This is a genomic window from Phreatobacter sp. (assembly GCF_051860605.1).
GTDB lineage: Bacteria > Pseudomonadota > Alphaproteobacteria > Rhizobiales > Phreatobacteraceae > Phreatobacter.
On the sequence record NZ_JBHYDR010000009.1, the window covers coordinates 98395 to 118081 of the forward strand.

Here is a 19687-nt window from a genome sequence, read left to right on the forward strand (position 1 = left end):
ACCGGCTTGCTGCAATGCGGAACCGGCGCCATCATGCCGGCCACACCGACAATGTCCGCATCAGGGAGATAGGCACGATGTCCAAGCAGGGAAAGAGCGCGATCGTCACGGGGTCGACCAGCGGCATCGGCCTTGCCATTGCCACGGCCCTCGCGCGCGAGGGCTGCGACGTGATGCTGAACGGGCTCGGTGACGCGGCCGAGATCGAGGCCACCCGCGCCCGGCTTGCGGCCGAGACCGGCCGTACCATCCTGTTCTCCCCGGCCAACATGATGCAGCCGGACGAGATCACCGCCATGGTCGGCGAAGCGGAGGGCGCCTTCGGCAAGGTCGATGTGCTCGTCTCGAATGCCGGCATCCAGCATGTTTCGCCGGTGGAGGATTTCCCGGTCGACAAATGGAACGCCGTCATCGCCATCAACCTGAGCGCGGCCTTCCATCTCACCCGCGCCGTGGTGCCCGGCATGAAGGCACGCAAGCATGGCCGCATCGTCAACATCGCGTCGGCGCACTCGCTGGTCGCCTCCCCCTTCAAGTCGGCCTATGTCGCTGCCAAGCATGGCCTTGCCGGCTTCACCAAGACGATCGCGCTGGAGCTTGCCACCTTCGGCATCACCGCCAACTGCATCTCGCCCGGCTATGTCTGGACGCCGCTGGTGGAGCGGCAGATTCCCGACACGATGAAGGCGCGCAACCTCACCCGCGAGCAGGTCATGAACGACGTGCTGCTCGCCGCCCAGCCGACCAAGCAGTTCGTCCAGACCGACGAGGTCGCGGCCCTGGTGCTCTACCTGTGCTCGGATGCGGCGAAGAACATCACCGGCGCCAATAACGTCATCGATGGCGGCTGGACCGCGGCGTGATGGCCGCGCCAGCGCCGCCGGCCCCGCCGCGCCGCATCAACCTCGCCCTGCAGGGCGGCGGCGCCCATGGGGCCTTCACCTGGGGGGTGCTGGACGGATTCCTGGGCGACGAGCGCATCGTCATCGACGGTGTCACCGGCACCTCGGCCGGTGCCGTCAATGCGGTGCTGTTCGCCGACGGAATGGCGGAGGGCGGGCGCAAGGCGGCACATGACCGGCTCGCGCGCTTCTGGCAGGCCGCCTCCCGCGATGGCAGCCTTCCGGCCGCGCAGCGCCGGGTTCTGGACCGGCTGTTCTCCGTGATGCCCTTCGAAGGCTCCTTGATGGAGGCCTGGACCAGCGCCATGCAGCGCTATTTCTCGCCCTACGACCTCAATCCCTTCGAGATCAATCCGCTCGAGGACCTGATCAACCACTTCGTCGATTTCGACAGGCTGGCGGCCTACGAACCGCTGCAGGTCTTCGTCTCGGCAACCAATGTGCGCACCGGCAAGCTGACCGTGTTCCGGCGCGAGAGCCTGACCTGCCGGGCCGTCATGGCCTCGGCCTGCCTGCCCAACCTGTTCCGGGCCGTGGAGATCGATGGCGTGCCCTACTGGGACGGCGGCTACATGGCCAATCCGGCCCTGTTCCCGCTCTATCGCACCACGGAGGCCGAGGACATCGTCATCGTCCAGCTCAACCCCGTGCTGCGCAACGAGACGCCGACCTCGTCACGCCAGATCACCAACCGCATCAACGAGATCACCTTCAACTCACCGCTCATGGGCGAGCTCAGGGCCGCGGCTTTCGTCGCGCGGCTGATCGACGAGGGCAAGCTGGTGCGTGGCCGGGACAAGGGCCAGTATCGCCACATCAATGTCCATCGCATCGCATTGAGCGACGCCCTCGCCGACCTGACGGCCAGTTCCAAGGCCGACACCGACTACGACTTCCTGCTCAAGCTGCGCGAGGCCGGCCACCGCGCGGCCCGGCATTTCCTCAAGAGCCATTTCGACGACATCGGCGTGCGCTCGACCCTCGACCTGGACGAGCAGTTGGCGGCGGTCTGGGCCTGAGCCGCTCAGCCGGCGCCGCCCGGCCGGTCGGGAACCGGCACGCCGAGCAGTTGCGCGGCGCGCTCGACCACCGCCTCCTCCATTTCCTGCATCCGCCCGTCCGCCAGCACCACGCGCCACATCATGTCGATGATGCGCCGCCGCGACGGCTCGTCGAGGGTGCGGGCGAGGATGTCGGCAAATCCGGTCCAGTTGGCCTCGCGCTGTTCGGCGTCCTGCGCCTGCCCGATCAGCCGCCGCGTATCGTCGAGACTGAGATCGAAGCCCGTCGAGAGCGCCTCTTCCAGCACCACCATCTCGATGGGCGCCGCCCGGCCATCGACCGTCATGGCGTGAACGAGAAGCACCGCAGCCGCCAGCCGGTAGTCGCCCTCGCCGAAAGGCTCCGGCAGTTCGCTGGCAGAGTCGGCAAAGAGCGAAAAGAACCGGTCGAGCATGGTCGGTCAGCCTCCGTCGCCGATTTTCCAGACCGGCGGCGCCAAGGCAAGGGGCGGAAGGGCGTGAACCGGTCCAGTCGCGCGCACCCGGCATGGGCCCTGCCCGGCCGATGGCTTGGCCGCAGCGCGCCGCCGGGCTAAGGACACGGCCCGGGCTTCGGGCCGGCATTCAGGGAGAAAGATCATGGCAATCGAGCGCAAACAGGTCGGCCCGCGCATGAGCGGCGCCGTCGTCCACGGCAACACCGTCTATCTGGCCGGACAGGTTGCCCACAAGGCGGCCGGCAAGTCCGTCACCGAACAGACGCAGGAAATCCTCGCCACCATCGACGCCCTGCTGGCCGAGTGCGGCACCTCCAAGCAGAACCTGCTGTCGGCCAACATCTGGCTGTCGGACATGTCGACCTTCGCCGAGATGAACGCCGTCTGGGACGGCTGGGTCGTTGCGGGCCACACCCCGGCCCGTGCCACGGTCGAGGCCAGGCTCGCCGCTCCGCAATATACGGTCGAGATCATGGTGGTCGCGGCCAAGTAGGGCCGTCTCCCGAATGAAAAGGCCGCGGCACCAGGTGCCGCGGCCTTTTTTTGCTGGAAGTTCGGCAGATCAGGCGGCGCGAACGCCATCCAGGAAGGTTCGGATCTCGCCTTCGAGAGCCTGTGCCTCGTCGCCGAGCCGGCCGGACAGCGAACGGACCGCGCCGGCCGTCTGGCGCGCCGATTGCGCCGTACCGCCGGCAACCCCCATGGCTTCGGCGCCTCCGCGCGTCTCGTCGGAGGCCCGGTTGGCGGCCTCGGCAATGGTCGACACCGCCGCGTTCTGCTCCTCGACCGCAGCTGCCACCGAGGCCGCGATCTGGCGCATCTCGCCGATCACCGAACTGACCTTGTCGATCGCATCGACCGCATCGCCCGAGGCTTCCTGGATGGCGCCGATCTGGGAGGCGATCTCCTCGGTCGCGCGCGCCGTCTGGCTGGCAAGGTTCTTCACCTCCGACGCGACGACCGCGAAGCCGCGGCCGGCCTCGCCCGCACGGGCCGCCTCGATGGTGGCGTTGAGCGCCAGGAGGTTTGTCTGGGCCGCGATCGCCTGAATGAGGTTCACCACCTCGCCGATGCGGCTGGCGGCCGAGGCGAGCGAGCCCATGGTCTGTGCGGTGCGCTCGGCCTCGGTGACGGCCGTGCCGGCAACCTCGGTCGACTTGGACGCCTGGCTGGCGATCTCCGCGATCGAGGCGGCAAGCTCCTCCGCAGCAGCGGCGGCCGAGGCGACCGAGCCGGCCGCCTGGTCCATGGCCTGCGAGGCCAGGGTCGCCTGGTCGCTGACTGCACCGGAATCATCGTCGAGCTTGTCGGAGGCGCCGTCCAGTTCGCCGGAAGCGGAGCGCAGCGAGGTCAGCGAGCGGTCCACGGCCTCTTCGAAGCCCCGGATCAGCCCGTCGACCGCATTGGCGCGGCGGTTGCGTGCCTCGGCCTCGGCGACCTGCTCGGCGGCAAGGCGCTCGCGCTCCACGGCATTGTCGCGGAACACGATGACCGCACGGGCCATCTCGCCGAGTTCGTCGGTGGCTTCGGTGCCGGGGACCTCGACATTGGTATCGCCGGCGGCCAGCGTGCGCATCGCGCCGGTGATGCCGCTGATCTGGCGGGTGATGGTCCGGCCGAGGCCGAGGCCGACGACCCCGCACAGCAGCAGCATGGACACGACGATGCCGATCACCCAGTTGCGGGTAACGACTTCGGCGGCAATGCGCTGCTCCGCTGCACGGGTGCGACCGTCACCGGCTGCCGAGACCATCAGGTTGGTGGTCTGGTCGAGGCCCACCAGCAGGGCATCGAGCTGCTCGTTGGTGCTCTGCACCGAGCGCTGGCCCTCGACATAGGCATCGAGCGCCGGCCAGTAGGCCTCGCCGGCCTTCATCAGATCGGTCTTCATCGACGGGGCGATGACCGAGCGGGACACCTCGTTGACGAACTTGGTACGCGCCTGCCGGAACAGCTCGAGATCGCTCTCCTCGCCCCGGATGATGAAATCCTTCTCGTGCCGGCGCATCTGGAGCACCTGCTCCAGGATGCCGGCGCCATCGTCGAAGTTCTGCGCCACGCGGCGCGCGAGAACCTCAAGCTGCTGGACCGACTCGTTCATCTTGCCGGTCAGCCCGGTCGTCTCGGTCATGCCCAGCGCCTCGACGGTCGCCGTGGCAAAGCCGAAGACCTGCTGGGCGTCCTGAAGCTGGGTCACGGCCTTGTCGACATCGGCAGTGAACCGGGCGGCCTCGGGCTTGGCGCGGATCTGGCGCAGTGCCATCAGGGCCTCGACGCGCGCCTGCGCAAAGGCTGTCGAGGCGCCGGCATTGTAGCGCTCGGCGAAATCGATTGCCGCATAGCGCAGGTCGCGGACACTCGCCTTGACCCGGCTCGCATCGGTCGCGAGCTCCGCATAGGCCTCGTAGGACTGGAACGCCGCGGCTGCTGAGCGCTGGCCGTACCAGGACGTGGCACCGGCTGCGACGACGCCGGCGATCGGGACAAGCGCCATGAGCGCGATCTTGAATCGGATCGAAAGTCGAGGCATCGGAATCATGGCTGCATCCGCGGTTATGGGCGCGTAGACTGTCGTAGCGATTGGTTAAGGAACCCATATCGCCACGGTATTCGGCTCTGCTGAAACCAGAGAAATGGCGTGGCTGCAGACGTTTTTAAGGTGACGTAGGGGTAATTGCCGCGCGGCCTTGCGGTCGTTACGGTGCCCGCCCGATTCATGAGCATCGACGTCCTTGGCAGCCCGTCTCGCCCCGTTCCTCTTCGTGATCCTCTGGTCGACGGGCTGGATCGTCGCGGGCTTCTCGGCCCGCTACGCCGATCCGTTGTGGTTCCTGTTCCTGCGCTTCGCCCTGGCGGGGGCGGTGATCGGTCTCATTGCCTTGGTCATGCGGGCGCCCTGGCCACGCTCCGGCGGCGAGGTCGGCCACGCGATGGTGTCGGGCCTGCTCCTGCACACGCTCTATCTCGGTGGCGTATGGTGGGCGGTCCGCAACGGCGTGCCATCCGGCGTTTCGGGGATCATGGCAGGCCTTCAGCCCGTGATGACCGCCCTTCTCGCACCCGCAATCCTTGGCGAGCGCATCACGCCCGGCCAGGTTCTCGGCGTGGCGCTGGGCTTCCTCGGCGTCATTCTCGTGCTGGCGCCAAAGCTGGTCGGCGTCTCGGCCACGGCCTTTGACGCCATCGTGACCCCGCTGGTCGTGAACCTCTGCGCCATGGTCGCGGTGACGGCCGGCACCTTCTACCAGAAGCGCTTCGTCTCCGGTGGCGACATGCGCACCACCACCTTCCTGCAATATGTGGCGGCCTCCCTGGGCGTCCTGCCGCTGCTGGCCCTGTTCGGCGCTGTCGAGGCGGAATGGAACCAGACGCTGGTTCTGACCATGGCCTGGTCGGTCCTGGCGCTGTCCGTCGGCGGAATCGGGCTGTTTCTCTACCTGATCCGGCGCGGCGAGGTCTCGCGGGCCGCCGCCTATATCTATCTGGTCCCGGCCGTCTCGGCCCTGATGGCCTTCCTGTTCTTCGGCGAGACGCTGACCCCGGTCCAGCTCGCCGGCATGGCGGTCACGGCCGCCGGTGTGTGGCTGGCAACACGCCCGGCCTGAACCGGCCCCTAGTCTTTCGCCGGATTGCAGCACGGGCCGTCTGCGCTATTTTGCGGTGCAACATCCCTCCCTCTCCCGTCCGGAGCCGACCATGAGCCCCGCTCTCGCCGTCAAGGACCAGCCGCCCCCCCTCCTGGACCTCGCCCAGGGAGCTGTCGTCGCCGCGGACGCAATCCTCGCCGATGCTGTGGCTTCTGTCCGCATGCTGGTTACGGAAAACGGCCGCATCTCCAGTGCCGCGCTGGAGCGCGAGCAGCGCGCCGCCCACGGGCTCTCGTGGCTGGCGACCTATGTGGAGAGCGTTCGCCAGCTTGCATCCTATGCCGAGCGGCTGGGCGCGCAGGGCAAGTTCGGCGAGATCGAGGACCTGATCGTCCGCATCGGGCTCGGCGAATATCTCGCGCAGATCCTCGGCGGCATTGCCATGAGCCAGGGCGAGACGGTCCGCCCCGCCGATCTCGGCCTCTCCGCCTCCGACATCGCGAGGCGCTTTGCCGGCGCCTGCGACACGCTGATCGCAACCGGCAACACCGCCGCGAACCGGGCCCGCCTTGCAGTGCTGGTTCAGGAGCAGGAATCCTCCGGCCATTTCGGCGAACCCGCGCTCGACGAGACGCTGGAGGCGATCCGCGACGAGATGCGCAAGTTCTCGCTGGCCGAGGTCATTCCCCATGCCCACGAATGGCACCTGAAGAACGAGTACATTCCGCTGGACGTCATCGCCAAGCTATCCGAACTCGGCGTCTTCGGCCTGACTCTGCCCGAACATTTCGGCGGCATGGGCCTCGGCAAGGAATCCATGTGCGTCGTCTCCGAGGAGCTGTCGCGCGGCTATATCGGCGTCGGCTCGCTCGGCACCCGTTCCGAGATTGCCTGCGAACTGATCCTCGCCGGCGGCACCGATGCCCAGAAGGACTACTGGCTGCCGAAGATCGCCACCGGCGAGATCCTTCCCACCGCCGTGTTCACCGAGCCGAACACCGGCTCCGACCTCGCCTCGCTGAAGACGCGCGCCGTCCGCGAGGGGGACACCTACAAAATCTACGGCAACAAGACCTGGATTACCCATCCGGTCCGCGCCGACGTGATGACGCTGCTCGTGCGCACCAATCCGGACGAGCCCGGCTACAAGGGCCTGTCCATGCTTCTGGCCGAGAAGCCGCGTGGCACGGACGAGGACCCCTTCCCCGCAGAGGGCATGTCCGGCGGCGAGATCGAGGTGCTCGGCTATCGCGGCATGAAGGAATACGAGATCTCCTTCGACGGGTTCGCGGTGAAGGCCGACAACCTGCTCGGCGGCGTCGAGGGCCAGGGCTTCAAGCAGCTCATGCAAACCTTCGAGGCGGCACGGATCCAGACGGCGGCTCGCGCGGTCGGCGTTGCCCAGGCGGCGATGGACCTCGGGCTGCGCTACGCCCAGGAGCGCATCCAGTTCGGCAAGCCTCTGATCGCCTTCCCGCGCGTCGCCGACAAGATCGCCATGATGGCGGTCGAGGTCATGATCGCCCGCCAGCTGACCTATTATTCGGCGCGCCAGAAGGACCTGGACCGGCGCTGCGACCTGGAGGCCGGCATGGCCAAGTTGCTTGGCGCGCGCGTAGCCTGGGCGGCCGCCGACAATGCCCTGCAGATCCATGGCGGCAATGGTTTCGCGCTGGAATATCCGGTTAGCCGGGTGCTCTGCGACGCCCGCATCCTGAACATCTTCGAGGGCGCGGCCGAGATCCAGGCGCAGGTCATCGCGCGGCGGCTGCTGGACGGCGGAAACTGAGAGCGCCGAAGGGGTGGCGGCGCACTACGCGCTCCCACGCGCTTTCGGGATCGGCACGGGCCATGCTTGCATCGGCCCGAGCGCGCAACGTGCCAGCGCGCATTTTGCCAGCGCTGCCGGAGCCCCCCGATGTTCAACCCGTTCACTCTCGTCGGCTTCCACACCCTCGTCAGCTTTGCCGCCATCCTTGCAGGCATCGTCGTGGTCCTGCGCGTCACGGCCGGTTCGCTGCCGGCCCTCTGGACGGAGGTCTTCCTCGCAACGGCCGTCATCACCAGCGCGACGGGCTTCCTGTTCCCGTTCAGCCACGTGCTGCCGTCGCACATCGTCGGCGCCATCGCACTCGTCGTGCTCGCGGCGACGCTGCTTGCCCAATATGTCTTTCACTTCGTCGGGCCATGGCGCGCAATCTATGCGATCGGCCTTGTCGCGAGCCTCTATCTGCTGCTGTTCGTTCTGATCGCGCAGGCCTTCATGAAGATCGAGGTGCTGCACCGCCTCGCGCCGACGCAAAGCGAGGCACCCTTCGCCATCGCGCAAGTCCTGCTCATTGCTGTCATGCTCTGGGTGGGGATGCGGGCGCTGCGCGCCTTTCATCCCGGCGGCTGGGTGGCGCGGCCCTGAGCGCCTCAGGCATTTGCCGCCCTCAGCGCCCTGTCGATGTCCGCATAGAGGTCGTCCACCGTCTCGAGGCCGACCGACAGGCGCAGGAGGTCCGTCGGGCAGGGCGAGCCGGCGCCCTCGATCGAGGCGCGGTGCTCGATCAGGCTCTCGACGCCGCCGAGCGAGGTTGCCCGCTTCCACAGCTCCACGCGCGCGGCGGTGGAGATCGCCGCCTGCTCGCCCGCCCTGACGCGGATCGACATCATGCCCCCGAAGCCGCCCTGCATCTGCCGGGCGGCCAGAGCATGCTGCGGATGGCTCGTCAGGCCGGGATACAGCACCTCGGCGACCAGCGGGTGCGCCTCGAGCTTCGCGGCAAGGGCCAGCGCGGCCTTCGCCTGCGCCTCAACGCGGACGTGAAGCGTGCGCATGCCGCGAATCAGCAGGAAGGCCTCGAAGGGACCGAGAATCTGCCCGTGCATGGAGCGGACCCGCCGGACCTTCGCCCAGAACTCGTTGGCCTCGCGCGCGACCAGCGCGCCGGCCACCACGTCCGAATGGCCGTTGAGATACTTGGTCGCCGCATGCATGACGATATCGGCACCGAGCGCCAGCGGCCGGGTGAAGACAGGTGTTGCGACGGTCGAGTCCACGGCGCAGATGGCCCCCGCAGAATGGGCGATCTCGGCGGCCCCGGCGATGTCGGAGACCGACCAGAGCGGATTCGACGGCGTCTCCAGCCAGACGAGCTTCGTCTTGCCGGGCTGGACCGCGGCCTTCACGGCCGCAAGGTCGGTCGTGTCCACAAAGGTGGTCGTGTAGCCATAGGCCACCGCATCGTTCATCAGCCAGTTGCGCAGGGCCCAGTACATCACCGTCGGCGCCACGACATGCGCGCCCGCGGGCAGCGCCATGACCACGGCGGTCGCCGCCGACATGCCCGAGCCGAGCACCATGGCCTCGGCGCCGCCCTCCAGCATGGCCAGCACCGCCTCGCACTGGCGAACCGTCTGGTTGTCGGGGCGGCCGTAGATGAAGCCGTTGCGGTACTGGTTGTCGGGGTCGCGGATATAGGTTGTCGCAACGTGGATGGGCGTCACGACGCCATGGGTTTCCGGCTCTTCCCAGCCAAGCGCCTGCGCGGCCAGCGTGCGCCTGTCGAGGCCTTGCGAGGGGGAGCGGTCGGTCATGCGGCTGGGTCCGGAAACAGAGGGAGGACGATGCGGGCGGCACGGCCGCTCCACGATACCGGAATAGATTTCTCACATCTTGGAATCAAGTCTCGGCTGCGCATGTCCGAAAACAGGCAACTGACATCATGACAGGGTTGCGCAGACCGCGCTAACCTTGCGCCATGTTCCTGCCGCTCTCCGACGACAACCCCCACAAGCTGATCCGCGCGCCCTATGTCACGTTCGCGCTGATCGGGCTGAACGTCATCATCTTCCTGCTCACCACCGGGCTGGTTCCGACCCCGACCGCCAATGCCAATGCGCTTGGCTATGGCCTCATCCCGGCCGTGGTGACGGAGCGGGCTGCGCTGGCCCCGCATCTGGTGGCCGTCCCGACCTGGGCGACCTGGTTGACCTACATGTTCATGCATGGCGGCTGGATGCACCTGATCGGTAACATGCTGTTCCTCTGGGTCTTCGCCGACAATGTCGAGGACGCCATGGGCCATGTGCGGTTCCTTGCCTTCTACCTGATCTGCGGATTGGTTGGCGGAGGGGCGCACCTCCTGCTGAACCCGGCCTCGCAGGCACCCCTGGTCGGAGCGTCCGGCGCCGTGTCGGGGGTGCTCGCGGCCTATCTCCTGCTCTATCCACATGTCCGGGTCTTCGGCCTGGCCTTCAAGATCATTCCCATCACGATCCCCGTCTGGCTGGCGCTCGGCACCTGGGTGGCGTTGCAGGTCTATTATCTCGTGGTCTCGACCGGAGGGGTGACCGCCTGGTGGGCCCATATTGGAGGGCTCGCGGCTGGCTTCGCGCTGGTGGCCGTGTTCAAGGACCGCTCGATCCCGCTGTTCGGTCGCGAGCGGCGGCTCGCCGTCACCGTGCCCCACTTTCCGCTGCACAGGACCTGATCCGCCCCCTGCCCTTCGGACCTTTTGCCTCGGCGCGACCTTTCGCCTAAGACGCTGGCACCCCGAACGAACGGGCGCAGGGCCACTGCGCGCAACCTGGAGGAAGCTTATGCAGATCGGCAAGGACACCGCCGCCATTGTCACGGGCGGCGCATCGGGCCTGGGTGAGGCGACGGCGCGCCGGCTCGCATCCCATGGTGCCAGGGTTGCCATCTTCGACCTCAATGTCGAGCGCGGCGAGAAGGTGGCGGCCGAGATCGGCGGCGTCATGTGCCAGGTCAACGTCGCGGACGAGGCCTCGGTGGATGCCGGCCTTGCCAAGGCACGCGGTGTCCATGGCATCGAGCGCATCCTGGTCAACTGTGCCGGCATCGGCCCGCCGAAGAAGACGATCAGCCGCGACAAGGCCACGGGCAGCATCGTTCCGCATGATCTCGCCAGCTTCACGAAGATCATCCACGTCAACCTCATCGGCTCCTTCCAGATGATCGCCAAATGCGCGGCCGGCATGGCCTCGCTGGACCCGGCGACACCGGATGGCGGGCGCGGCGTGATCGTGTCCACCGCCTCGGTCGCCGCCGAGGACGGCCAGGTCGGCCAGGCCGCCTATTCGGCCTCCAAGGGCGGCGTCGTCGGCATGACCCTGCCGATCGCGCGCGACCTGTCGCGCGAGGGCATCCGCGTGATGACGATCATGCCCGGCCTCTTCCACACCCCACTTTTCGACACGCTTTCGCCCGAGGCGCGCCAATCGCTGGAGGCACAGGTGCCATTCCCGTCCCGGCTCGGAAAGCCGGAGGAATATGCCAAGATGGTCGAGCACATCATCGACAACGACATGCTGAACGGCTTTGCCATCCGCCTTGATGGCGCGATCCGCATGGCGCCGCGATGACCGGCTGAATCGGAACCTTTCGTGGACGTCTCCCCCCTCGTCTCGGCCTACCGCTACCGCTTCCATGTGCTCGATGCCCATGGAGCGCGGGTGGGTGGGCTGGCGAGGCCGGCGGCGACCATCGAGGAGGCACTGAAGCGGGCGGCGGCCGACCTCAAGCTCGTCAACGATCCGCCGAATGCCCTGAAGGCGCTCGCGTCCCGCACCAACCAGGAGACGCGCAACGCGCTGCGCGATGTCATCGCCCGCGCCGAGAACGACCTTGCCATCGCCATCACGCGGTTCGGCACCGAGATCGGCGCGCCGGCCATCGGCCCGCATATCGAACTCAGGGCAACCCTCGACGGGCTCGACCGCTCCTATCGCGCCGCCGAGCCCGGCCCCTTCGATTTCGAGGGCTGGTTCGACTATCTCGATGCCCAGATCGCCCATCTGACGGCCCTCTCGGATATCGAGAAGGACCTGGACGCCGCGCGGCGCGGCGGGGTGGCCCCGTTGCAGGTGCCCGATTCCTCACCGCGCCGGCTGCGGTGGGTGCTGGTCGCGCTGGCCGGCTCTGCCGTCGTGGCGCTCGGCATCGCGGCGATGCTGACGCTCAACGGGCCCGGCGATGCCACCCGCTCCACCGCTCAGCCCGGACCGGAGACCCCGCGCGTGGTGCGGACCGTGCCCATCACGGTTCCGCCGCTCGAGCAGCAGCCGGCTGCGCCGGCACCGGCCGCGCCGCCCCAGCAGCAGGCGGCCGTTCAACCCGGATGCCGGACCTTCGAGATCGAAGTGGGCGGTGAAGGCGCAGACCTGATCGACGCGCCGGTCGGCGGACAGCCGGTGGTTCGCCTGGAGCCCGGCGAGAAACTCGTGCTCAGGCAGGTGATCGATTTCGGTCCGAACCGGCTGGTGGAGGTCGAGGTCCCGGGTCGTTCGGCCCGCGGCTTCGTCAACGAGCGCGAGGCGCGACTGCCGGTCATGACCTGGACCTGCGACCGCTAGATGGCGGTTCAGCGCCCTGCAATCGTGTCCATCGCCTTTGCCAGCTGAACATCCTTGTCCGTCAGGCCCTCGGCGTCGTGGGTCGACAGCACGACATCCACCGTCCGGTAGACATTGCTCCATTCGGGATGGTGGTCCATCTGCTCGGCCACCAGCGCCACGCGGGACATGAAGCCCCAGGCTTCCGAGAAGTCGCGGAACACGAACCGGCGACGGATGGCGTCGCGTCCGTCCACCTCGGCCCAGTCCGGAAGGCTGGCGAGCCCTGCCGCCCGGCCCTCACCCGTCAATCTGTCTGCCATGGCTTTGTCCCCGTTCCGGTCTTCGATGATAGGGCGGCGGTGAGCAAAGGGTAGCGCAAAGAAAAGCGGGGCGGGGCGCACCGGCCCGCACGTTCGTGTCGGAGGGGATGACCGAACGTTGTCACCACCGGCAGAACCGGCGGCGCTCGTCCCGCACCATTGACGCTCCGGGGGGCTGGGGGGCTGAAGAGTCCAGAGCACCACAGGCGGGCGACGAGTCGACAATCGCAGGGTCTCCCCCCGTCTTGACCCCACGGGGGCCGAAATAGGGCCGCAAGGTGGCGCTCATGACGGGGCCGTGAACGGCGCCCAAAGCATCAGGCCCCGGCGCTCGCCGATTGGCTGACGGGAAGGATTGCCGGCGGGTGGCCCGTCTCGGCGAGGAAGCGGATCAGGTCATCGCGGCCGATGCTGGTGGTCGCGGTGTTCTCGAGCGGGTGATAGTTGAGGATCGCATGATCGAGCATGGCCGAATCCAGCACCACGGTGACGCGATGGTCCGTGTCGAACATGCCACCAAACGGTGTGACCGAGCCCGGCGTGACGCCCCAGACCGCCTCCAGCAAGTCCGCGGGGCCGAAGGACAGCCGGCCTGACGCCCCGATGACCTCGTGCAGCCGTTTCAGGTCGATCACGGCCTCGCCCAGCGCGACCACCAGGAACAGCCGGCCCTTCTTGTCCTTCAGGAACAGGTTCTTGGTATGCCCGCCTGCGATGGTCTCCTTGACGTGCCGGCTCTCGGCAACGGTGAACACCGCCGGGTGCTCGTGAGTGGTCGTCTCGATCCCCAGGCGCTGCAGCAGGCTGAAAAGGGCCCGGCGCCGGGTGGCAATCGTGTCAGCTGTAGCGGTCATTGAGCCGTCCCGATGATGCGGACGGCCTTCATAGCCACGCAGTTCAAGGTCGTCACCGTCCGCGTGCAATGCGGGTTTGCATGTGGGCGCACATACGCCTACCCGTTGTTCCAGCGAGGCCAAAGCATCCTGACCTGCCATGACCGACATCGATTTCGTGGAAAAACCTGCCTGGGTCGTGCTCATTGCTGATGATTCGTCGACGACCCGGCAGTTCATCCGTTCTGCAGTCCGCTCCTTTGATCGCCATGTCACGATCGAGGAGACGGCTGACGGCCAGCAGACGCTCGACGCCCTGACCTCGCGTCCTGTCGATCTCGCCTTCCTCGACCTCGCAATGCCCGAGATCCACGGCGAAGACGTGGTTCGCACCTTCACCGTGGGCCACCGAATGCCGTTTTTCGTGGTGGTGTCGGGAATTGGCGATCCGGAGCAGATCGCGCGGATGCGCCGGCTCGCCGCCTATGATTATCTGCGCAAGCCGGTCGAGGCCGAGGCGATCCACAAGGTTCTGGCCACCTACGAGCGCGTCTCCATGCTGACCCGCGTGCTGATCGTCGATGATTCACGCACACAGCGGAAGCTGATCCGCCGGATCCTCGCCGAATCGGTGTTCCATCTCACCATCGACGAGGCCGGCGACGGCGTCAGCGCCTTCGAGGCCTATGCCCGCCAGCCGGCGGATATCGTCATCCTCGACATCAACATGGACGGCCTCGACGGCCCGAACACGCTGCGCATCCTGCGCGCCCACAATCCGCAGGTGCGTGTCGTGCTGATGTCGAGCGACGCGGCCGCGATCGCCACCTATGCGGCCCTCAACGTGACCGCCGTCCTGAAGAAGCCCTTCACCAGCCAGGACCTCGACGCCATCTTCCACGGCATCTACGGTCTCGACCTGCCCTATCGCGATGGCGACGCGACGCGCTACCGCCGGTAGGCGCCCCGCCGTCGTCGCTCACGCCGCCGGGAAGGGCGGCGACACGCTGTTGAGGAGAGCTACGAGTTGGCTCTGCTGGCGCGTTCCGGTCTTCTGGAAAAGCCGCGCAAGATGGGTCCTCACCGTCGACAGTCGGACAGCGAGGGTGGAGGCGGCATCCGCCACGGTCGTGCCAGCCGCCAGCAGGCCGGCCAGACGTGCCTCCGCCGGCGTCAGGCCGAAGAGCCTCGCCAGGTGGTCTGTCATGTCCGGCCGGCCGGACAGCGGCTTGATGGCGATGACCACACGGCCGGGGTAGCGAAGTCCAGCGAATGGCAGCGCGCAGATCGAGAGCGCGGGCTGTTCCCTGCCGCCGGCCCTCGCGACGAAACTGCTGCTGTGTCGCCGCAGCGGCGAATCGTGCGCGAGAAGGGTCTCCGCAACGATCGCCTTCAGGGCGCGCTGGTCGTCCCCCTGCCGCGCCGCAAGCCGCCCGCGGCGGGTCAGCAGGGCGGAGCGGACGGCGGTGATGAGCCGCTCGGCGGCATCGTTGGCATGGATGATGGTCAGGTCCCGGTCGACGATGACGACCCCGTCGGCGAGCATGTCGAGCGTGTCTCGCGCCATGTCGCGATCGAGTTCCACCCTGCCCAGATGGCGGCGAACTTCCATCGTGCGGGTGAGGACCGGAGACAGCAGCCTGAGCATGTCGCGTTCGGCCGTATCGAAGCGGGGCTGGGACTTGCCCCGCTGGACGTCGAAGAACCAGTAGGACTGCGGGTCGCCGACCAGACGGCAGGCGATCCCGTCATACATGTCCTGCGGGGCGAACCATTCGTGGAAGGCCCTGGTGTTCATCAGCCATTCGCGGCCCGCGACCGAGTGGAGTTGATAGACCAAGCCGAACGGAACGCGCTCGATCGCCGCGCTGAGCACTTGAAAGTCGGGCTTCAGGTCGCCCGAGATCCGCCGCTGCAGGCCCGGATCGACATCCGTTGCAATGGCATCGCCGACGTCGAGGTCGGTCCCGAAACGCGCAAGGCAGGCCTTGGAGCCGGAAAACAGCCGGCGGACATCCTCGACTGCCCCTGGAAGGACCGCGGGATCGCCCGCTGCAGCGACCAGCCCGTCGACAGCGGCCATGACGGTACCGAGCGTGGGTTCACTCATGCGCGGGCCTCGCAATGCGCCTCCCCGACAGCCCCTCCCAGGTGCATCGTAGAGCCTGTGGCCGTCCGAACGGTGGTGCGTCCGCACCGCCATGTTGCCCAATCCGTCGATCGGTGACGGCATCGCCGCGTGCCTCTCATTCGAATGAGGGATGCGTCACGCCACGGCGCCGGCATCCTGCAGCCGACCGTTCTTTTGCTGCAGGAGACGACAATGATCCGAGCCTTCCTGGGTGCGACGCTGTTCGCCCTCGCTGCTACGGCACCCGCCACGGCGGATATCGCGGGATCGGCCGACCACCCGCTTGTCGGCCGGTATGCCGGGTCGCAGATCGCCTATTATTCCTCCAATGCCTATGACGAGGCATGGCTGCTGACACGCGCCATGAACCCCGACCAGCCGAAGGAATCGAGCCCGTCCTGGCTCCAGCTCGAAGGGGCCGTGACCCGGATCCGCTATACGATCCCGGAAGGACGGTCGTCGCTCGAGGTGCTGCGCAACTACGAGCAGGCGCTGCGGCAGAACGGATTCACGACGCTGTTCGCCTGCACCGACACGCAATGCCTGCAGGTGCCGGACCGCAGCAACGTCTATAGGATCGGCGCCATGGTCGATGCCGACAATGCCAATTCGATGATCTATTTCGATCGCGCCCGCTATGTGCTGGCCAAGCGCGAGACGGGAGACGGAGCCGTCCACGTCGTGATCTTTGTCGGCGAACGGCAGCAGCGCGCAACCGCCTTCGTTCATGTGGTCCAGGGCAAGCCCATGGAGACCGGCCGGATCGAGGTGAAGACCTCGGACCAGATGGGCGAGGAACTCGACCGCACGGGCCGGGTGGACCTCTACAGCATTCTGTTCGATTTCGACCGGGCGGATCTGAAGTCGGAATCCGATGCGACGCTGGAACAGATCGCCCGGCTGCTGGCGACGCGTCCGCAACTGCGGCTCGCCGTGATCGGCCATACCGACGATCAGGGCAGCGCCGCCTACAATCTCAGCCTGTCGCAGCGCCGTGCCGAGGCCGTGGTGGCAGCGCTGGTGTCGCGCCACCGGATCACGGCCGACCGGCTTGCCGCCTCCGGCGAGGGACTCCAGCGGCCGGTCGCGGACAATGGCACCGATGAGGGCCGTGCGCGCAACCGGCGCGTCGAACTGGTCTCACGCTAGAAAGAGGCCCTCCCACAGGCCGCCTCAGGGGCGGCCGTGAACCGCTGTTGGCCGCACTGTGATCGTGCCGCCGTCGGCCGGGACGAGCGTTACGGTGCCGGTGACCATGGCGCCGCTGATAAAGGGAGCAAGGCGGCGCAGGGCGGCCGCCTCGCGCGGGCTGGTGCGGTCGTCGATCACCAGCCGTCGGCCCTGAAGGATCCGCCGTCCGGCGGCGCTGACGACATAGGTGCCGCCCGGACAGGGTGGCCGGAAACATGGAACGGGCTTGTAATGCAACTCGAACCGGCCGCGATGACCTGGCTCGGTCGGGTTCGCCCGCACATCGCCAGCGCCAGCCATGGCCAGGAGAATCGGCAGGATCGCAAGGGCAGAAGCCTTCATGGCGGGCGCGTCCTTCTCGTTGCCGGACCCGCGACCTGTCGGCGGGGTCGCCCACCGGCCAGATGGCCACCCGAGCCTGCCTCCCGCATCCTCCGTATTGATGACGCGAGCCGCTCCCGATTGCACCACCGTGCGGGGCCGGCAATCGCTGCCGGGGGAGCAGAGGGCATGACGGAGCAACGCGCAGGATCGTGGCCCGGGCGCATCATCGCCACGCTGGTGGCCCTCACCTGTCTCGCGCCCGCTGCCGCGGCCCAGCCGGGCGATCCCATCGCCGACCGCATGGTCCAGGTGTTTCAGGCCTGGGCGCGCGAATTCCGGATCGAGCGCGCGACGCTCGCCGTGATCCGCAACGGCGAGGTGGCGCGAACCGCTGTCGCCGGCAATGCCGTCGCCGGCGCGCCCTATCCGATCGCCAGCCTGTCCAAGGCGGTGAGCGGCGTCTGCATCACCCGGCTCGTTGAACTGGGCCGGCTGCGCTACGACAGCCCGCTCGGCGAGGTCCTTGGCCGCTTCATGGCGCGGACACGTCAGCCGGCCGATCCACGCTTCAGGTCGGTGACGGTCGCCCAGCTCCTGACCCATACGAGCGGCTTCACCGACGAGATGACACGCGGGGTGTGGTCCCATCATTCGGTCGATGCCATGGCCCGCACGGCCCTCGGCCGCCCGATCCCGAACCCGCCGGGCAGCCAGCACCGCTACGCCAATGTCAATTTCGCGCTGATCGACCTCATCATCCAGGAGCTGACCGGCGAGCGCTACGGCACGGCCTGCCGGAAACTCGTTCTGGAACCGGTCGGCGCCGGCCGGGCCGGCCTGTTCCATCGCCACCGGCCGCCACCCATCTGGGTGGACTGGCAGTTCTCGGCCGAGGATTTCGGCCGGTTCATGCGCTATTTCGACAGCCAGCGCAGCCCCTTGCGCATCCGTCCCGACGACTGGCCGAAACATGACCTCGGCAACGGCGCGTTCTACGGACCGGGCGTCGCCATGCGCCGGTTCGGGGCGGGCCGCTGGAACATGTGGCACAATGGCGGCTATGCCTTTTCCGGCCCGAACTATCGCGTGAACTACGCGACCTTCTTCGCCCATTGGGCGTCGCGGACGGGCTTTTTCGTCGACTTCTCGCCGATCAACGACCAGGCGCGCGACACCCTTGACCGGCGGATGTTTGAGGCCTCGCAGATACAGGCGCCTGCACCATCCAGGCCCGCCCCGACACCGGAGCGGCTGTGGAGCACCGATCTTCCGGGGAACGACTACCACGCCTTTCCCGTGCCGAACACGGCGCGGGGCGATGTCTGCCGGGAGGCCTGTGTCGCGGATGCGCGCTGCCACGCCTACACGCTGGTTCGCCCGCCTGGCGGAGGCGCCGGCGACTCGAGCTGCCGCCTGAAATCGCCGGCGCCTGTTCGCCGCGTCCAGGATCACTGCTGCATGTCGCAGATCGTGCGCTGAAGCGAGCGCGCGGCAAAGAGGACGGTCGCATTGCACCGGATGCGCGCGATCCGCCGGGTACGGAATTGTCCATGCTGGCATAATTTGCAAGCAAATATTTTACTCGGTAATGTACAGTATATCGAAAATGCTTATAATGCAATTCGGCAAATGTCTCGGCTATTTTTTCTATACGCAGTTAAATAGTCACACCGTCTCGTTAAGCAGGGCTGGAAGACGACTTGCAAGAGTTTGAAGCCTCTCCTCGCCACCGAGATTTCGAAGAATTTTGACAATCGTGAGAACAGCAGCGAACTCTACCTGTGAAAGTTGGGCGACCTTCTTCATCAAAATTTTCAAAGCGAGGACATTCCCGTTCCAATGGGACCCTGGAAACCTCTCAATGAAATCACGCGCTACAGCGGCCGCGTTACATTTTAGGTCATGAGGTTGATCAAGAGGCGATTCAAATGACATCAATAATTGCCATTCCGAGCGCGTAAATGTGCTCGCCGCCGCCTCCAGCATACGCCACGTATCGAGCAAAATTGCTTCAATTGATGCCGAAGGGTTCTGCATGGGCATCGCGTCACTCTGAAAATAAAGAGCCTCTACAGTGGCGACACCCATCGTGATGCTAATTTCGCGTCCGACCCAAGTTCGCGCAATGCTCAAGCGCCAATCGTCCATCTCGTTCGCGGCTGAGTCATTCATCGTGCGCTGCCTCATCCAACTGCCACAAGCAGCCCAATAGAGAAGGAGGCGCGAACGAGCAGGTCAAGTCGAGGCGGAAGGAAGCTGGACCATCCTTTGCAAACTAAGGTCCGTCCAATCCTGCAGATAGAACGCGGCAATTTTCGGCAAGCGCTAAAAAAGGCGAAACAAAATAACCCGGCGGAGACGGAGGGATTCGAACCCTCGATACCCTTTTGGGGTATGCTCATTTAGCAAACGAGTGCCTTCAGCCGCTCGGCCACGTCTCCATCCGGCGACGCCTCTATGCCCGCGAACGGCCGGCTTGGCAAGCATCGGGAGCGACCGCGACCCCGTACCTGCCGCCGGCGGATCGACACCCTGCGCGGGGCGCCAGACCGGGCG

At 66.9% G+C, this 19687-nt stretch carries 19 protein-coding genes, 1 tRNA gene and 1 pseudogene; 12 read left to right on the top strand and 9 right to left on the bottom strand.

Annotation, left to right across the window (positions count from 1 at the left end; genetic code table 11):
• Positions 1-77 precede the first annotated feature (77 nt).
• Together ACTIFS_RS16030 and ACTIFS_RS16035 are read left to right on the top strand one after the other, a co-directional pair.
• Positions 78-863 (top strand): 3-hydroxybutyrate dehydrogenase, encoded by a 786-nt coding sequence (locus ACTIFS_RS16030; RefSeq protein ID WP_439575124.1) that lies wholly within the window; start codon positions 78-80, stop codon positions 861-863.
• Entirely contained in the window at positions 863-1921 is a 1059-nt protein-coding gene (locus ACTIFS_RS16035) for a patatin-like phospholipase family protein (RefSeq protein WP_439575125.1), read from the top strand. The genes ACTIFS_RS16030 and ACTIFS_RS16035 overlap by 1 nt, the downstream gene beginning before the upstream one ends.
• Before the next feature lie 5 nt (positions 1922-1926).
• Here ACTIFS_RS16035 and ACTIFS_RS16040 read toward each other — a convergent pair whose 3' ends face one another.
• On the bottom strand, positions 1927-2358 hold the full coding sequence (locus ACTIFS_RS16040) for a TerB family tellurite resistance protein (RefSeq protein WP_439575126.1): 432 nt from the start codon (positions 2356-2358) through the stop codon (positions 1927-1929).
• A gap of 184 nt (positions 2359-2542) precedes the next feature.
• Between ACTIFS_RS16040 and ACTIFS_RS16045 the strand changes: the two genes are divergently transcribed.
• On the top strand, positions 2543-2893 hold the full coding sequence (locus ACTIFS_RS16045) for a RidA family protein (RefSeq protein ID WP_439575127.1): 351 nt from the start codon (positions 2543-2545) through the stop codon (positions 2891-2893).
• A gap of 69 nt (positions 2894-2962) precedes the next feature.
• Here the strand turns inward: ACTIFS_RS16045 and ACTIFS_RS16050 are convergent.
• Positions 2963-4009: pseudogene (locus ACTIFS_RS16050) on the bottom strand (methyl-accepting chemotaxis protein); the annotation flags it as partial.
• A gap of 1123 nt (positions 4010-5132) precedes the next feature.
• Between ACTIFS_RS16050 and ACTIFS_RS16055 the strand changes: the two are divergent.
• From ACTIFS_RS16055 to ACTIFS_RS16065, 3 genes are all read left to right on the top strand, one after another.
• Positions 5133-6005 carry a DMT family transporter gene (locus ACTIFS_RS16055; protein ID WP_439575128.1) on the top strand — a complete coding sequence of 291 codons (873 nt, stop codon included), beginning with the start codon at positions 5133-5135 and terminating at the stop codon, positions 6003-6005.
• 91 nt (positions 6006-6096) lie between these two features.
• Positions 6097-7776, top strand: coding sequence for an acyl-CoA dehydrogenase family protein (locus ACTIFS_RS16060; RefSeq protein ID WP_439575129.1), 1680 nt, complete (start codon positions 6097-6099; stop codon positions 7774-7776).
• A 129-nt stretch (positions 7777-7905) separates the two neighbouring features.
• Positions 7906-8400, top strand: coding sequence for a hypothetical protein (locus ACTIFS_RS16065; RefSeq protein WP_439575130.1), 495 nt, complete (start codon positions 7906-7908; stop codon positions 8398-8400).
• Positions 8401-8405: 5 nt separating this feature from the next.
• Here the strand turns inward: ACTIFS_RS16065 and ACTIFS_RS16070 are convergent, their stop codons facing one another.
• Entirely contained in the window at positions 8406-9569 is a 1164-nt protein-coding gene (locus tag ACTIFS_RS16070) for a trans-sulfuration enzyme family protein (protein WP_439575131.1), read from the bottom strand.
• A 164-nt stretch (positions 9570-9733) separates the two neighbouring features.
• On the opposite strand from ACTIFS_RS16070, the gene ACTIFS_RS16075 reads away from it, so the two are divergent.
• The 3 genes from ACTIFS_RS16075 (at position 9734) to ACTIFS_RS16085 (ending at position 12350) form a co-directional block, all read left to right on the top strand.
• Positions 9734-10465, top strand: coding sequence for a rhomboid family intramembrane serine protease (locus ACTIFS_RS16075; RefSeq protein WP_439575132.1), 732 nt, complete (start codon positions 9734-9736; stop codon positions 10463-10465).
• A 109-nt stretch (positions 10466-10574) separates the two neighbouring features.
• A complete protein-coding gene (locus ACTIFS_RS16080) occupies positions 10575-11360 on the top strand; it encodes an SDR family NAD(P)-dependent oxidoreductase (RefSeq protein ID WP_439575133.1) in 786 nt (261 codons plus the stop codon).
• A gap of 21 nt (positions 11361-11381) precedes the next feature.
• Complete coding sequence (locus tag ACTIFS_RS16085; protein WP_439575134.1) at positions 11382-12350, top strand: hypothetical protein; 969 nt, start codon at positions 11382-11384, stop codon at positions 12348-12350.
• A gap of 8 nt (positions 12351-12358) precedes the next feature.
• On the opposite strand, the gene ACTIFS_RS16090 is transcribed toward ACTIFS_RS16085, so the two are convergent.
• Both ACTIFS_RS16090 and ACTIFS_RS16095 read right to left on the bottom strand, forming a co-directional pair.
• Positions 12359-12679 carry a 4a-hydroxytetrahydrobiopterin dehydratase gene (locus ACTIFS_RS16090; RefSeq protein ID WP_439575236.1) on the bottom strand — a complete coding sequence of 107 codons (321 nt, stop codon included), beginning with the start codon at positions 12677-12679 and terminating at the stop codon, positions 12359-12361.
• Positions 12680-12969: 290 nt separating this feature from the next.
• The gene (locus ACTIFS_RS16095) at positions 12970-13506 is read right to left on the bottom strand and encodes a prolyl-tRNA synthetase associated domain-containing protein (protein WP_439575135.1); all 537 of its coding nucleotides are present in this window, start codon (positions 13504-13506) and stop codon (positions 12970-12972) included.
• A gap of 139 nt (positions 13507-13645) precedes the next feature.
• On the opposite strand from ACTIFS_RS16095, the gene ACTIFS_RS16100 reads away from it, so the two are divergent.
• Positions 13646-14446, top strand: coding sequence for a response regulator (locus ACTIFS_RS16100; protein WP_439575136.1), 801 nt, complete (start codon positions 13646-13648; stop codon positions 14444-14446).
• An 18-nt stretch (positions 14447-14464) separates the two neighbouring features.
• Here ACTIFS_RS16100 and ACTIFS_RS16105 read toward each other — a convergent pair whose 3' ends face one another.
• Complete coding sequence (locus ACTIFS_RS16105; RefSeq protein WP_439575137.1) at positions 14465-15595, bottom strand: helix-turn-helix transcriptional regulator; 1131 nt, start codon at positions 15593-15595, stop codon at positions 14465-14467.
• A 213-nt stretch (positions 15596-15808) separates the two neighbouring features.
• Between ACTIFS_RS16105 and ACTIFS_RS16110 the strand changes: the two genes are divergently transcribed.
• Positions 15809-16765: an OmpA family protein gene (locus tag ACTIFS_RS16110; RefSeq protein ID WP_439575138.1), complete on the top strand. Its 957-nt coding sequence runs from the start codon at positions 15809-15811 to the stop codon at positions 16763-16765.
• Positions 16766-16789: 24 nt separating this feature from the next.
• Here ACTIFS_RS16110 and ACTIFS_RS16115 read toward each other — a convergent pair whose 3' ends face one another.
• On the bottom strand, positions 16790-17149 hold the full coding sequence (locus ACTIFS_RS16115; protein WP_439575139.1) for a hypothetical protein: 360 nt from the start codon (positions 17147-17149) through the stop codon (positions 16790-16792).
• 168 nt (positions 17150-17317) lie between these two features.
• Between ACTIFS_RS16115 and ACTIFS_RS16120 the strand changes: the two genes are divergently transcribed.
• Complete coding sequence (locus tag ACTIFS_RS16120; RefSeq protein ID WP_439575140.1) at positions 17318-18610, top strand: serine hydrolase; 1293 nt, start codon at positions 17318-17320, stop codon at positions 18608-18610.
• Positions 18611-18796: 186 nt separating this feature from the next.
• Here the strand turns inward: ACTIFS_RS16120 and ACTIFS_RS16125 are convergent, their stop codons facing one another.
• Both ACTIFS_RS16125 and ACTIFS_RS16130 read right to left on the bottom strand, forming a co-directional pair.
• Complete coding sequence (locus ACTIFS_RS16125) at positions 18797-19303, bottom strand: hypothetical protein (RefSeq protein ID WP_439575141.1); 507 nt, start codon at positions 19301-19303, stop codon at positions 18797-18799.
• 181 nt (positions 19304-19484) lie between these two features.
• Positions 19485-19572, bottom strand: a tRNA-Ser gene (locus tag ACTIFS_RS16130).
• Positions 19573-19687 lie beyond the last annotated feature (115 nt).